The 13,249-nt window shown below is 36.5% G+C and carries 18 protein-coding genes; 10 read left to right on the forward strand and 8 right to left on the reverse strand.

Annotated features, from left to right (window positions below; translation table 11 throughout):
• Nucleotides 1–13: 13 nt before the first annotated feature.
• The 4 genes from ACIQ32_RS03505 to ACIQ32_RS03520 all read right to left on the reverse strand — a co-directional run bounded on the left by ACIQ32_RS03505 (nucleotide 14) and on the right by ACIQ32_RS03520 (nucleotide 2,881).
• Complete coding sequence (locus ACIQ32_RS03505) at nucleotides 14–622, reverse strand: porin family protein (protein ID WP_396194295.1); 609 nt, start codon at nucleotides 620–622, stop codon at nucleotides 14–16.
• Nucleotides 623–641: 19 nt separating this feature from the next.
• The gene (locus ACIQ32_RS03510; RefSeq protein WP_396194296.1) at nucleotides 642–890 is read right to left on the reverse strand and encodes a redox-active disulfide protein 2; all 249 of its coding nucleotides are present in this window, start codon (nucleotides 888–890) and stop codon (nucleotides 642–644) included.
• Between the two features lie 2 nt (nucleotides 891–892).
• A complete protein-coding gene (locus ACIQ32_RS03515) occupies nucleotides 893–2,407 on the reverse strand; it encodes a redoxin domain-containing protein (RefSeq protein WP_396194297.1) in 1,515 nt (504 codons plus the stop codon).
• A gap of 120 nt (nucleotides 2,408–2,527) precedes the next feature.
• Nucleotides 2,528–2,881 carry a hypothetical protein gene (locus ACIQ32_RS03520; RefSeq protein WP_396194299.1) on the reverse strand — a complete coding sequence of 118 codons (354 nt, stop codon included), beginning with the start codon at nucleotides 2,879–2,881 and terminating at the stop codon, nucleotides 2,528–2,530.
• A gap of 255 nt (nucleotides 2,882–3,136) precedes the next feature.
• Between ACIQ32_RS03520 and ACIQ32_RS03525 the strand changes: the two genes are divergently transcribed.
• A complete protein-coding gene (locus ACIQ32_RS03525; protein WP_396194300.1) occupies nucleotides 3,137–3,367 on the forward strand; it encodes a hypothetical protein in 231 nt (76 codons plus the stop codon).
• Here ACIQ32_RS03525 and ACIQ32_RS03530 read toward each other — a convergent pair whose 3' ends face one another.
• From ACIQ32_RS03530 to rlmD, 3 genes are read right to left on the reverse strand one after another with little or no spacing between them, the layout of a single operon-like run.
• Nucleotides 3,368–4,132: a DUF6048 family protein gene (locus ACIQ32_RS03530; RefSeq protein ID WP_396194301.1), complete on the reverse strand. Its 765-nt coding sequence runs from the start codon at nucleotides 4,130–4,132 to the stop codon at nucleotides 3,368–3,370.
• Nucleotides 4,104–4,598, reverse strand: a complete 495-nt coding sequence (locus ACIQ32_RS03535; RefSeq protein WP_396194302.1) for a DUF6452 family protein — start codon at nucleotides 4,596–4,598, stop codon at nucleotides 4,104–4,106. The genes ACIQ32_RS03530 and ACIQ32_RS03535 overlap by 29 nt, the downstream gene beginning before the upstream one ends.
• Nucleotides 4,599–4,618: 20 nt before the next feature.
• A complete protein-coding gene (gene rlmD / locus ACIQ32_RS03540) occupies nucleotides 4,619–6,031 on the reverse strand; it encodes a 23S rRNA (uracil(1939)-C(5))-methyltransferase RlmD (RefSeq protein WP_396194303.1) in 1,413 nt (470 codons plus the stop codon).
• 76 nt (nucleotides 6,032–6,107) lie between these two features.
• Between rlmD and ACIQ32_RS03545 the strand changes: the two genes are divergently transcribed.
• From ACIQ32_RS03545 to ACIQ32_RS03570, 6 genes are all read left to right on the forward strand, one after another.
• Nucleotides 6,108–6,656 carry a DUF1697 domain-containing protein gene (locus ACIQ32_RS03545; protein WP_396194304.1) on the forward strand — a complete coding sequence of 183 codons (549 nt, stop codon included), beginning with the start codon at nucleotides 6,108–6,110 and terminating at the stop codon, nucleotides 6,654–6,656.
• An 11-nt stretch (nucleotides 6,657–6,667) separates the two neighbouring features.
• Complete coding sequence (locus tag ACIQ32_RS03550) at nucleotides 6,668–7,369, forward strand: DUF1003 domain-containing protein (RefSeq protein WP_396194305.1); 702 nt, start codon at nucleotides 6,668–6,670, stop codon at nucleotides 7,367–7,369.
• Between the two features lie 247 nt (nucleotides 7,370–7,616).
• On the forward strand, nucleotides 7,617–8,897 hold the full coding sequence (gene rocD / locus ACIQ32_RS03555; protein ID WP_396194306.1) for an ornithine--oxo-acid transaminase: 1,281 nt from the start codon (nucleotides 7,617–7,619) through the stop codon (nucleotides 8,895–8,897).
• A gap of 31 nt (nucleotides 8,898–8,928) precedes the next feature.
• On the forward strand, nucleotides 8,929–9,381 hold the full coding sequence (locus ACIQ32_RS03560; protein ID WP_396194307.1) for a hypothetical protein: 453 nt from the start codon (nucleotides 8,929–8,931) through the stop codon (nucleotides 9,379–9,381).
• Nucleotides 9,382–9,483: 102 nt separating this feature from the next.
• On the forward strand, nucleotides 9,484–9,678 hold the full coding sequence (locus tag ACIQ32_RS03565; protein ID WP_396194308.1) for a hypothetical protein: 195 nt from the start codon (nucleotides 9,484–9,486) through the stop codon (nucleotides 9,676–9,678).
• Nucleotides 9,668–10,207: a Smr/MutS family protein gene (locus tag ACIQ32_RS03570; RefSeq protein ID WP_396194309.1), complete on the forward strand. Its 540-nt coding sequence runs from the start codon at nucleotides 9,668–9,670 to the stop codon at nucleotides 10,205–10,207. Before ACIQ32_RS03565 ends, ACIQ32_RS03570 begins: the two co-directional genes overlap by 11 nt.
• Before the next feature lie 79 nt (nucleotides 10,208–10,286).
• Here the strand turns inward: ACIQ32_RS03570 and ACIQ32_RS03575 are convergent, their stop codons facing one another.
• Nucleotides 10,287–10,658, reverse strand: a complete 372-nt coding sequence (locus ACIQ32_RS03575) for a hypothetical protein (RefSeq protein ID WP_396194310.1) — start codon at nucleotides 10,656–10,658, stop codon at nucleotides 10,287–10,289.
• Nucleotides 10,659–10,958: 300 nt separating this feature from the next.
• Here ACIQ32_RS03575 and ACIQ32_RS03580 point away from each other — a divergent pair, with 300 nt between their 5' ends.
• The 3 genes from ACIQ32_RS03580 (at nucleotide 10,959) to pdxH (ending at nucleotide 12,997) form a co-directional block, all read left to right on the forward strand.
• Nucleotides 10,959–11,291, forward strand: coding sequence for a ribonuclease Z (locus tag ACIQ32_RS03580; RefSeq protein ID WP_396194311.1), 333 nt, complete (start codon nucleotides 10,959–10,961; stop codon nucleotides 11,289–11,291).
• A gap of 4 nt (nucleotides 11,292–11,295) precedes the next feature.
• The gene (locus tag ACIQ32_RS03585; RefSeq protein WP_396194312.1) at nucleotides 11,296–12,204 is read left to right on the forward strand and encodes a ribonuclease Z; all 909 of its coding nucleotides are present in this window, start codon (nucleotides 11,296–11,298) and stop codon (nucleotides 12,202–12,204) included.
• A 148-nt stretch (nucleotides 12,205–12,352) separates the two neighbouring features.
• Nucleotides 12,353–12,997: a pyridoxamine 5'-phosphate oxidase gene (gene pdxH / locus ACIQ32_RS03590; RefSeq protein WP_396194313.1), complete on the forward strand. Its 645-nt coding sequence runs from the start codon at nucleotides 12,353–12,355 to the stop codon at nucleotides 12,995–12,997.
• The last annotated feature ends 252 nt before the right edge of the window (nucleotides 12,998–13,249 follow it).

Genomic DNA, 13,249 nt, shown 5'->3' on the forward strand with positions numbered 1-13,249 from the left:
ACAAAAACGTTTATCATTTGAACATATAGCCAACCGTAAACTTAGCGTACCCGTTTTGTGCTTTAACGCTATTGCCGGTATAAAAGTAGTTGTATTGGTACACTTCGGTGAAACCTTGGTAAATGCCTATTTCAAAAAAGAGTTTGTTGACCGTAAAACCGGCGCCTAAATTGAATCCGAAATCCACACTCGACTTGGCCTTTTGGTTAAATTCACCCATTTGTTTTTCTTGAATCAAAAAGCCCAATTGCGGTCCGGCAATGACATAAATTTTATTCCAAAATTTAAAATCCAAAGGAATATTGAGGTAAGTGAGTTTGCTGTCGATTTGATCTAACTCGAAATCACCGCCGACTATAGGGTCGAAATTAATGACACCTTTGGTTTTGGTCCGGTCGCCTTGTTGAGAGAAAGCCAATTTTGGTCGGAAATGCACTTTGGGCGATAATTCCTTTTCATAAACAATCCCCAATTGCAATCCGAATGACTCTTCCGCCAAAATTTGTCCGGCGATGCCATCCGTAAAATAGGAATAATTGAATCCGGTAAAAGCCCCCAGTTTGTCTTGGCTAAATGTGGAAAGACTGCAGCATATTGTTACAATTGCAATAAATTTCTTCATCAATAAAGTCAAGTATTTTTTAAGATTCTCTTTTGGCAAGTTCGTCTTTGATGCTTTTTAAACTACTCATGTTGATTATCATTAAAGGTAAGAAGGCAACCGGAATTATAATAAATACGTTAAACCCATTTTTTAGGGTTAAGTATACGCCAATGGCAAATTGCAACAGCAAAACTACGCCAAACATGATGGTCGCCGTTTTGGTCATTTTGGCTCTTTTATTTAATTCTTCTACACTTAATTGTGATAAATCAGGTTGCTTTTTCATGTTTATTGTTTTTTAGTTTCCGTTTCCAGCGCGTTGATAATTTCTTTTACTTTTTCGGCTTCTATGCGTTTGGCTTTGATGACTTTATTTTTGTCTAAGATGTATATTACCGGAGTAGAGTAGACGTCGTATTTTTCGATAGCATTGTTGTAATGCGCTCCATCGTAAACATTGATGAAAGGTAATTTGTTATCGGCTATGTACTTCAAATATTTGTCACCTTCATGTTGCATGTAAACACTAAAAACCTTGACGTCTTTTTTTTCTTGCACCAATTCATTGTAGGCAGTGGCGAGTTTCGGAATTTCTTTTTGGCAATGTCCACAATCCACATCCCAAAAAACCAGAACAGTATAATCGGCTTTAATATCGCTCAGTTTTACCCACATTTTATCGACCTCATTGATGTTTTTATAAAAAACCTTCGTCATTTCTTCGCTGTTTTTAGCGTCTTCAAAACCCATGGCTTTCATTTTTGGAAAGTCTTCGGCTCGAATCATGGACAAATCAATGGCTTTTGCACCAATCAATAAGGTTTTAAGCTTGTCGGCGCGTTTGATAATTCTTTGAATAACATCGTCATCTTCATAAATTCCCTTGGCTTTTCCGGTTTTAAAATAACGGTCTGATAGATGTACAAAAACTTTGTCAAAGCCCATTATTTTTGAGGTTTCATAGGTATAAGTGAAGTGCGACAACATGAGTTTGTAAATCAATGTTTCGGGTTTTGATCTTGATAAAATGCGATCAATTTCTACACAAACCGAATCCGGATTTTTCACCACAACATTATCCAAGTAAGTTTTCAGTTTGTTAAACAAAAACGGATTATGGACCATGCCATCGTCATTAAAATCTACATTGCGCCAAAAATTATCTTTGTAATATTTATAATAAAGCTCATAATTCAGTACTCCGTCTGCTTTTTTGGGAATGTCTTTCAGTTTTTTTTCGGTTTTTAAATTCACCACATCGGCTATGAAAGTGCCTTTGAATCGGTTGATGAATTGACTTTCGTAATCAACAATACTTTGCTCTAGCTCAGTTTGCTTGTTGGTTAAAGCCAAAGAATCTTTTTTGGTGGTTAACGGATGCGATTGTTTGTATTCGAAAAAAGCTTTGTTTTGGTCGCCCAAAAACCGTATGTAATTGAAAAACTCATTCTGGCGTTCTGAGTTTAAAGCCGTAATTTCTTTACTGACATTCGGTCCGACTTCACTTTTCAGGTGTAACTTTTGAGTGTCATCATCTATGAAAAAATCGAAAAGAATCGATTTTTGCTGGCTAACTAATGAGTAAATTCCTTTGGGAAGTTTGGTATTTCCGCTAAAAACAATCCTACCGTTTTTAATAGAAGTACAAGTATCTTTAATTAATGTTTTATCAAAACGATAAAAAGTCAGATACGCCAAAGTATCGTTACAATTTTTTAAATCGATGGTGATTTCATAACCCGTTTGGGCTTTGGCAATACAAGAAGAGAGAAACAAGACCAATACAATCAATACTTTCTTCATACTACAATTTTATACGGTTTAGAAATCCAAAAATAATCTATTTTTTGAAACAGTAAGAAGTTGATTTTTAAACTTTCCTTAAAAAAAAACACCTTAAGAAAAAGGTGTTTTGGATTATGATTAAAATTCATCAAAGAGTACAATACCCTTTCGTTCTAAATTTTGCTTTATCAGTAATTCGGGTAAATTGTATTGCGAGGCTAAGTCGGTTATGCTAATTCCGGAGAAAAACAATTCCACCAAAGTATCTAAAATCAGCGGATTGATTTCTTGTTCGTTAGGCAAATCAATTTCATCATCAAACAAGTCTTTTTTGGATTTGAAAAGTGTTTCGATTACTACATCAATATCGGCTTTGGGAAATTCCAAGATATTGTGAACAGTGTTGTTTTCTGAAATTTGTTTGAGAATTATAGTCTCTTGATTGCCGCGTTCATTTTTTAGATGAATGCTGTAGTTGAAATACTTTTCCATAGCGGTCGTATTTAATTAATGTAAATTTGGGTAGGACAAAGTTAAACTATATCCACTAAAATAAATGTTAATTAACAAAAACATACCCACCTTTTGTTAACAATTACGGCAGTTTTGGATGAAAAAGATGACTTTCAGGAGATTAGAAAAATGCAAAAAACAATATTTAATGAGTAACAATTAGAATGTTATTAATCTTTTTTGCTTGCCTAAACATAGGTTAATTGAGTATATTTGGAACGGAAAATTAATGTTATGAGTAAAAAAACCAAAGCTTTATTATACAACTTAGTTTGTTTTGCGGTAATTTTTGTAGCCGTACGATTTTTATTAGCCATATACACTCATTTAACCGGTTTTTGGCTACCCTTAACTGCTTTTGTGATAGGGACCATTTTGGCTCCTAAATTCCAAGCGGTTACTACCAAAGACGGAGAAAAAGTCTTTATGAAATGGTTGTTTGTTAAAGGTATTAAAGAAGTATAGTTACTTCTTTTTTTCTTTGGCTTTGGCTTTAGCTTTAGCCTTTTCCTTTGCTTTAACGGTTGATTTATAAAGTGGAATAAAATATGAAACGGTATAGTTAAAGCCAACGCCAAAGTCGCCGTTGTAAGTTCGGTTGAATCCCGGAATATAAAGATTATCAAAGTTATTAGGGAGTTTCTGACTCATCAATCGATTCAATCGGAAACTGAAACCTATAAAAACATTGTTGAAAACCTCAGCTTTCATACCAGCTACTACTTCTATCCATTGGGCTGATAAGCCACTATATTCATCACCGGCAATTACAGCCGGATTTTCTCCGAAATACTGATTCGGATTGTAAATTTCATAACTGTTCAAGGTTTGGCTGAAACTGCTTACGCCATAGCGTAAACCAATAGAAATGATATTTTCCATATCCAACCAGTTCTGATACGAATTATAATCGAAACCTACACGGATATAACTTCCTTTAGTAGTAAAGTTGATTTGATCGTCATCAACCGTTTTGTTTTCGTTTCCAAGTTCTACGGCTAAGTAATGTTTGCGAGTTAGACGGTAATCGCCTACCAATTCTATTCCACGATAATCTTTTTCGTAGAAAGAGCGGGTGAGTTTGAATAAATCAACCCCAACACGTAAGCCATAGCGTTCCGTTTTGGGTGGAATGCTGTCTTTTTTTACTGTTTTTTCCTCTTGCGCATTGCCTAAAAACGCAAGCAATACCAGTGCTATACTAAAAGTAAATTTTGATATGTACTTCATTTTCAGTGACAATTGAATTGGTTTGCAGGTTAGTATCTTGTATCCATATTCCGTCCGAGGTCACAGCATCAGTTAAAACTAATCCGTTGGGATTGTTCAATTCGAATACCGTTTTATAGCCACAGGCTCTGGAGACATAAATATTTTCTCGGGTATAGTTGAATGCTAAAACATCTTCATTAGAAGCAGTACTGCTGTTGCTGTTGAGCACCAAATGATATTTGGTAGAGTCTTCATTCGTTTGTAATGGAAGGCTAATTTTACTTACTCCGTTAAAAGTATTTAAGGCAGCTGACATTCCCTCAGCGGTAACTTTTAAATTGACTACGTTTTTTAAAACAGCAGGGTTAGAAATATCGTAAAATTCTATTACCAATTGCGGTGTAGTTTCGTCTACACAAATATCATCTTTCTCGCAACCGGAGAATGTTAAAACCAAAATTAAAAGAATAACTATTTTTTTCATAAACTTCAATTCGCGAATGCTTATCGTTTCTCCAAAAGTACAACATTTTCCACGTGATGTGTTTGCGGAAACATGTCTACCGGTCGAACGCGGGTAACTTTATATTTTTCATCCATTAAAGCCAAATCTCGGGCTTGTGTAGCCGAATTACAACTCACATAAACCACTTTTTTCGGAGCGATTTTCAGGATTTGTTCTACCACATCTTTGTGCATACCGTCGCGCGGCGGATCGGTGATGATTACATCCGGTTGGCCGTGTTGTGTAATAAATTCATCATTAAACACATTTTTCATATCGCCTACATAGAATTCGCAATTGCTGATATTGTTGCGTTTGGCGTTTTCTTTAGCATCGGCTATGGCTTCGGGAACGGCTTCTACGCCAATCACTTTTTGGGCTTGTTTTGAAACGAATTGAGCGATAGTTCCAGTTCCGGTATACAAATCATACACCACTTCATTTCCGCTTAGACCGGCGAATTCACGGGTGATTTTATAGAGTTCGTAAGCTTGGTCAGAATTGGTTTGGTAAAACGATTTTGCATTAATGCTGAAATGCAAACCTTCCATTTCTTCTAAAATGTAATCGCGTCCTTGGAACAATTGAATGTCTTGATCGTAAAGCGTATCATTGGCTTTGCCATTGATGACATACAACAACGAAGTGATTTGTGGGAAAGTAGCATAGATATGATTCAACAACAACTCCCGTTGCGTTTTGTCTTCTTTAAAAAACTGTAGCAATACCATGATTTCACCGGTAGATGCTGTACGAATCATTAGCGTTCTGAGCAATCCGGTATGATTACGAGCGTTGAAGAATGCAATGTTATTTTCAGTAGCAAATTGTTTGATTTCGTTTCGAATAGCATTAGATGGATCTTCTTGCAAATGACATTTTTCGATATCGAGGATTTTGTCCCACATTTTCGGAATGTGAAAACCCAAGGCGTTTTTATTGTCGAGTTCGACACCCGATTGAATCTCGGCTTCGGTCATCCAACGCGAATCCGAAAAACCGAATTCCATTTTGTTGCGGTAAAAAAACTGTTTGGCCGACCCTAAAATGGGCTCAAACGAAGGCAATTCGATTTTGCCAATGCGTTTAAGGTTATTGAAAACTTCTTGGTTTTTATAAAACAACTGCTTGTCGTAGTTCATGTTTTGCCATTTGCAACCACCGCAAGCCCCGAAATGTTGGCAAACCGGTTCCACTCGGTCAACAGAAAATTGATGAAATTTGATCGCTTTCCCTTCAAAATAGGCTTTGCGCTTTTTAAACGTTTGCACATCTACCACATCGCCGGGAACGACGTTCGGAATAAAAATCACTTGACCTTCGGGTGCTTTGGCTACCGAAACCCCTTTGGCTCCGGCATCTAAAACAGTAATATTTTCAAAAATAACTTTATTGGTTTGTTTTCTTCCCATAGCGCAAAAATAAACTATTGGTCAAAACTTGAGTGGCATTTAAGAAAAAAATATAAATTAGTAGAAAATTACAACTATGCATACCCATTTAGCTTTACTCCGCGGTATCAATGTTTCCGGACATAAAATGATTAATATGGCAGCGTTGAAGAAATCGCTGGAAGCTATTGGCTTTATTAATGTAGTAACATATATTCAATCGGGCAATGTTTTTGTAGATACTGAGGAAGAAAGTCCGGGTAAGGTTGGTTTTTTAATCAAACAAGAGATTTTTAAACAGTTTGGCCACGATGTTCCGGTTATTGTTATCGGAAAAGAAGATTTGCAAGCGTGTTTGGATCGAAATTTATTTCTAAATGATGATGGCGTCGATTTGAAGAAACTCTATGTCTCCTTTATATCTTCCGAACTACCGGAGAATATGATTACCCAACTCAACTTAAACTTCATCAAACCCGATGAAATCCAACTCGACGGCAAGCGAATTTACCTTAAATACGACGTATCGCCGGCCAAAACCCGACTAGACAACAAATGGATTGAAAAAAGCATGAACGTGATTTCTACAACGCGCAATTGGAATACCGTAAATAAATTGTTGGAAATGTTTAACGGAAGTAAATAAATGCTAATGCTATGGGTTCAAGAGTAACTTTTAAAAGTGATATTTCCGGGATTGATTTTCCGGTAAAAGAGAAAGTGTACGGAAATCAAATTCGGCCGATCATTTTGAAATTAATACAAAAAGATTATCCTGATTTTACAGAAGATAATTGCATTTCTAATAGCGAACTGAATGTTTACAGGGAAAAATACATCTCTAAATATTTACAAACCGAAGTAGGAGAATTGTCGGAATTGCAACAAAAAGTTCTCAAATCGCTATCCAACGGAAAATCCTTGGTTAGTAAAGTAGAAGATGAAAAAGACAACAGAACTTTTGGACAAAAAATAGCGGATTATGTGGCTGATTTTGGTGGAAGCTGGACATTCATTATTTTCTTTTTTATTTTCATTGCATTATGGATTAGCAGTAATATCTTCATCTTTGTCCACAACGAATTTGATCCTTATCCTTATATATTATTAAATTTAATTTTGTCTTGTTTGGCAGCATTGCAAGCGCCTGTTATCATGATGAGCCAAAATCGCCAAGAAGAAAAAGACCGAGCAAGAGCCAAAAAAGATTATATGATTAACCTGAAATCGGAATTGGAGATTAGGCTAATCAGCGACAAACTAGACCATTTGATACAGCACCAACAACAAGAATTAATTGAGATTCAAAAGGTTCAAATTGAAATGATGAATGATATTTTGGAAAGAATCAAGAAGTAAGCTCCAAATTTCAAATTGTAAATTCCAAATAAGTTTCAAAAACTAAAAATTTAAATTTTAAACCTTTTTTGAGGCTTTAGATTTGAAATTTAGAATTTATTTAGATTTTGGTTTTTAATATTTTTGAATTTATAAAACAGCTGTCCTTTTTTGTACTTTTGTTCTTATTGGATGATTTCTCTCCACAAGAAGGAATAATGTTTTAATAATTAATCTGCAGTGAGCGCAGATTAAAATTCAAATTACAATGTCAGTTTTAGAAAAATTAACTTCAGCCGATGCCATTAACTTAGAAGACCAATACGGAGCCCATAATTATCATCCGCTACCGGTAGTACTGAGTAGAGGAGAAGGTGTTTATGTTTGGGACGTAGAAGGCAAACAATACTTCGATTTCCTTTCGGCGTATTCGGCCGTTAACCAAGGCCATTGTCATCCTAAAATTGTTGGCGCTATGATAACGCAAGCGCAAACTTTAACCTTAACCTCTCGTGCTTTTTACAATGATAAGTTAGGTGTTTATGAGGAATACATTACCAAGTACTTTGGATTCGATAAAGTATTGCCTATGAATACCGGAGCGGAAGCAGTTGAAACGGCCTTAAAAATTTGCCGTAAATGGGCATATGAGAAAAAAGGGATAGCTGAAAATGAAGCCCAAATAATTGTTTGCGAAGGAAACTTTCACGGCAGAACCACTACGATTATTTCCTTTTCTAACGATGAAAACGCTCGTAGAAACTTTGGCCCATACACTGCCGGTTTTATCAAAATAGCTTACGATGATATTCAGGCTTTGGAAAAAGCCATCACTTCCTCTAAAAACATTGCCGGTTTCTTGGTTGAACCTATACAAGGCGAAGCCGGAGTTTACGTTCCTAGCGAAGATTATTTAGCAAAAGCCAAAGCGCTGTGCGAGGCCAACAATGTATTATTCATTGCCGACGAAGTACAAACCGGAATCGCCAGAACCGGTTCGCTATTGGCCGTTTGCGGTAACTGTACTTGCGAAAATCACTGTGAAAAACAAAAAGGTTATGTTACTCCAGATATCTTAATTTTAGGAAAAGCCATTTCCGGTGGCGCTTATCCGGTTTCGGCGGTCTTAGCCAATGATGCGATTATGAATGTAATCAAACCGGGACAACATGGTTCTACTTTCGGCGGAAATCCGGTAGCAGCGGCTGTTGCGATGGCGGCATTGGAGGTTGTAACCGAAGAGCAGTTGGCACAAAATGCCAGAAACTTGGGTAAAATCTTCCGCTCAGAATTGGCAAAATACATTGAAACTTCTAATATAGCTACGTTGGTTCGCGGTAAAGGTTTGCTCAACGCTGTAGTAATTAATGATACTGAAGACAGCGACACCGCTTGGAATATCTGCATGAAATTGGCTGAAAACGGATTGTTAGCCAAACCAACACACGGCAATATCATTCGTTTTGCTCCGCCATTGGTAATGACCGAAAGCCAATTGCGCGAATGTATTTCGATTATCATCAACACGCTCAAAGAATTTGAACGATAATTAACTTATTTTAACCAACCAAAACTATTTTATGGAAAACGAAAACCAATCCCAATTTGATGCTTTTGAATTGCATTTAAACCAAACAGCTTTAGACTATCTTAGAGAAAGCGCTAAATGGTCGATGTTTCTCGCTATTTTAGGTTTTATCGGAGTCGGATTTTTAGCGCTATTGGCTATCTTGATGACTTCAGTAATGTCGATGATGCCCGAAACTCCCGGACCTTTCGGAGCCATTAAAGGGGTTATCTCTATTTTTTACTTAGTCATTGCTATCATTTATTTATTTCCTATTTATTATTTGTACCGCTATGCCAGCAATACCAAAAAAGCCTTGTTGTCTAAAAACTCAGATTTATTGACCGATGCTTTCGGTGCCTTAAAATCGCATCACAAATTTTTAGGGATAGCAGCCATTATTATCATTTCACTTTATATCTTGACCGCTATAGTTATGGTCATTGGATTTAGCGCTATGCGATAATTTTTAAAATAAAATGACCTAAAAGCATCTTCCGTTGAAGGTGCTTTTTTTATGGTATAAATCCGCTAAAGTTGTGTAATTTTGAAAATACAAATCAGTACTATGAAAAAAGTTTTTCTTTTGATAATGGTTTTGGCTATTGCAGTCGGACTATACGAACAAACCCAAGACCAGCCCAATGTTTTTAAAATAATAGCAGCCATGGTGTTGCTAATGTTCGGTTTGATGAAACTCAGCGAAAAATTACCCAGCAAGGATTCAGACAATGATAATCAACAAGACCGTTATGATCAATAAAGGCGATAAAGTAACGGTTTTAGACGATGCCATCGACGGTATAGTAACCGAAGTGAATGGCAACGATATTACTATAGAAACGACCGACGGTTTTAACCTTACTTTCAAACGTTCAGAATTGTTAAAAATGGACCAAGGTGAATTGCCTATTCATTTCAACAGAAACCATATCATAGCTGAGAAAGAAATCCGAAAACCCAATTATATTAATACAGAAAAGAAATCAAAAAAGGAAGTTCCGGTGCCCGAGTTTGATTTGCACATTGAAAAGTTAGTTAAGAATTACAAATCCATGAGCAATTATGAGATTCTTACATTGCAAAGTGAAACTGCCAAAAGACATATCGAGTTTGCCATTCGCAACCGAATTCCCAAAATTGTTTTTATCCACGGTGTTGGTGAAGGCGTTTTGAAATCGGAATTGGACTTTATGTTAGGTAGGTATGACAACCTTATTTTTCAAGAGGCCAACTATCAAAAATACGGTCAAGGTGCAACCGAAGTCATTTTCAAACAAAATACCAAATAAAAAAAGTCCCGATTCAATCGGGACTTTTACTTTTCAAAACTAACCTAATTTTATAATTTAATCCTAACTTAACTGTTGATTAAGCTACACTGCTTTCTTGTGTGCTTACTTTTTTCAAAATAGATCTGATTAAAACACTGTTAGTGTTAATACCAGAGTTGATTAACGCTTTTTTGCTGAAAGAAGTCCCTTTTGATTTTGAATCAGTAGTAGATTTTTGAGTTCCTACAAACCAAACTGCGAAATCCATAGAGGCTACTGAAGTTTCAGCGGTAACTTCGATGGCGTTTTCTTTAACAACAGTAACTTCAGTAGTAGTTGTAGGAGCAACAGTAACTTCTTTAGTTTGACCGAAAACTCCGTTGCTTGATAACACTAATAAAACGAATAAAACAAATAATCTAACGTTAGTTACATTTTTTTGAGCTATTGTGTTATTGGTTGTTGTCATATCTTAAACTTGTTTTTGTTGTTATTTCTGAGTCAAAACTACTTCAAGAGTGCAGTCGACTGAAATTTTTTCGATAACTAACCTCAAAAGTCGTTTAATCGACAAATTCAATGAATTCGGGGGTTTTCAGCGTTTTTTTCGTGCAGTTGGTCTATGAAATGTTAAAAAAACGTGTATTTCACCGATGAAAAACCAATATTTTCTGTGAACTGCATCATCTTGTGTAGAAAGAAGAGGAGTTTGACCAAAAAATGGCAAAATCTTCCTAAATTAGCTTCAGATTAATTTATTACCCTAACCATGAAAGTTGAACAAAAAGGTCATACTACTATTCTAAAAGATACGCAAGGTGATACGGCTTCATTTTTAATGAAAGTCACCCACGAACACAATAGCTATAAAAGCGTTAATCTGATACTCGATTTATCGCACGATAAAAACCTGACTTTGGAAACGGTGAAGTCGTTTACCGAATTGATTAAGCTGCACAAAAAACAAAAGAAGTCAATAGTTTTAGTAGCTAATGCGGTTAATTTTAATGCCGTTCCGAAGAATATCATCTTAGTCCCAACCCTTTTAGAAGCGCACGACATTATAGAAATGGAAGAAATTGAGCGCGATTTAGGATTCTAACCCTATGAAATTAACCCTTTTGGGTTGCTATGCAGCCACGCCAAGAACCATTACCAATCCAACCGCACAAGTTTTGGAAATTCGCAACCGTATGTTTCTCATCGATTGCGGCGAAGGTACACAAGTACAATTGCGCAAAAACAAACTCAAGTTTTCTAAAATCAATCACATTTTTATTTCGCATTTGCACGGTGACCATATGTTTGGTTTGGTCGGATTGATATCGACTTTTATGTTGCTCAACCGCCAAACCGATTTACACGTGTACGGTCCGAAAGGCCTCAAAGAAATCATCTTACTGCAATTGCGCTATTCCAATTCGTTTACCGGATACAACTTGTACTTCCATGAATTGGAGTCAAAGGAAAGTGAAGTTGTTTTTGAAGATGAGAAAGTAATTGTCAAAACCATTCCGCTCAAACACCGCATTTATACCAACGGTTTTTTGTTTCAGGAAAAGCCCAAAGAGCGCAAGCTCAATGTTGAAGCCGTTGAAAAATACCAAATCGACACTGCTTATTTCAGAAAAATCAAGTACGGCGGCGATATCACTTTGGATAACGGTCAAGTCATTCCCAATGCTGAACTCAGCTTTGATCCTGAACCGACTAAGAGTTATGCCTTTTGCAGCGATACCATGTATGACGAATCCATCATTCCCATCATCCAAAATGCCGATGTGTTGTACCACGAAGCTACTTTTCTCGAGTCGGAAGCCGATAAAGCCGAAAAAACCATGCACAGTACCGCTAAGCAAGCCGCGACTATTGCCAAGTTGGCCCAGGTGAAGCAATTGGTTTTAGGCCATTACAGTACGCGTTACAGTAGTATTGAGTTGTTCCAACAAGAAGCGGAAACCATTTTCCCCAACGTGCTTTTGGGCGACGACAGTAAAGTATTTGATTTTGAATAGGAGCGAGAGGCTCGGGATTTATCAGCGGTCGTAGTTCCTGCTATCCATTCCAATTCTCTTCGAGGATTTCCATTCCTATCAGGGCTAAAAAGGAATCCTTTTTTTATACTGAAAACTTAGTAACTTTACCCAATCAACCTTAACTGCTATGAAAGACTTAAGTGATTATCGAAAATCTTACGAGAAAAGTGAACTGTTAGAACAAAACCTTACCGAAGATCCTATCAATTTATTCCACCGTTGGTTTTACGAAATGGAGGAATTCAGCACCACCGAGGAAGTCAACGCCATGACAGTTGCCACTATTGGCAGTGATGGTTTTCCAAAGAGTAGGGTAGTGCTGCTTAAAAAGTTCAACGAAGAAGGTTTTATTTTTTACACCAATTACCAATCCGAAAAAGGAAAAGCCATTCTTAACAATCCTAATATCTGTTTGTCCTTTTTTTGGCACAGTATGGAGCGACAAGTTATTATTAAAGGGATAGCCGAAAAAACTTCTGATATCGTTTCCGATAATTATTTTGATTCCCGACCGGATGGCAGTAAGTTGGGCGCCATTGTATCTTCTCAAAGTGAAATCATTCCATCCAGAGACTATTTAGATCAAAAACTAAAGGCACTTGAAAAAGCCTATGAAGGCAAATCTATTCCGCGTCCGGAATATTGGGGCGGATTTTTAGTGCGTCCGGTAGAAGTTGAGTTTTGGCAAGGTCGTCCTAATAGGTTGCACGACAGAATTCGATACAAATTATTGGAAGATTATAATTGGCAAATCGACCGCTTATCGCCTTGACAATTTAAAAAGTATAATTGTAAGCCGGCACCACTCAAATCGAGTGGTTTTTTTATGCTTTAAAAACATCGACGAACTGCTTATAAGTAGGAAAATATCTTATAATAATTACAATTATAGGTATTTCATCGATTTTATTTGCATTTTAAACGATGATTTAGCTAATATTGTCTAACCAAATCAAACAATACGTTCTGTCATTATTAATCAATAAAGTGTTTGCCCCACATCTACTTTATTAAAAACTTAACC

Origin of the sequence: Flavobacterium sp., from assembly GCF_044373165.1 — a bacterium.
Lineage (GTDB): Bacteria > Bacteroidota > Bacteroidia > Flavobacteriales > Flavobacteriaceae > Flavobacterium.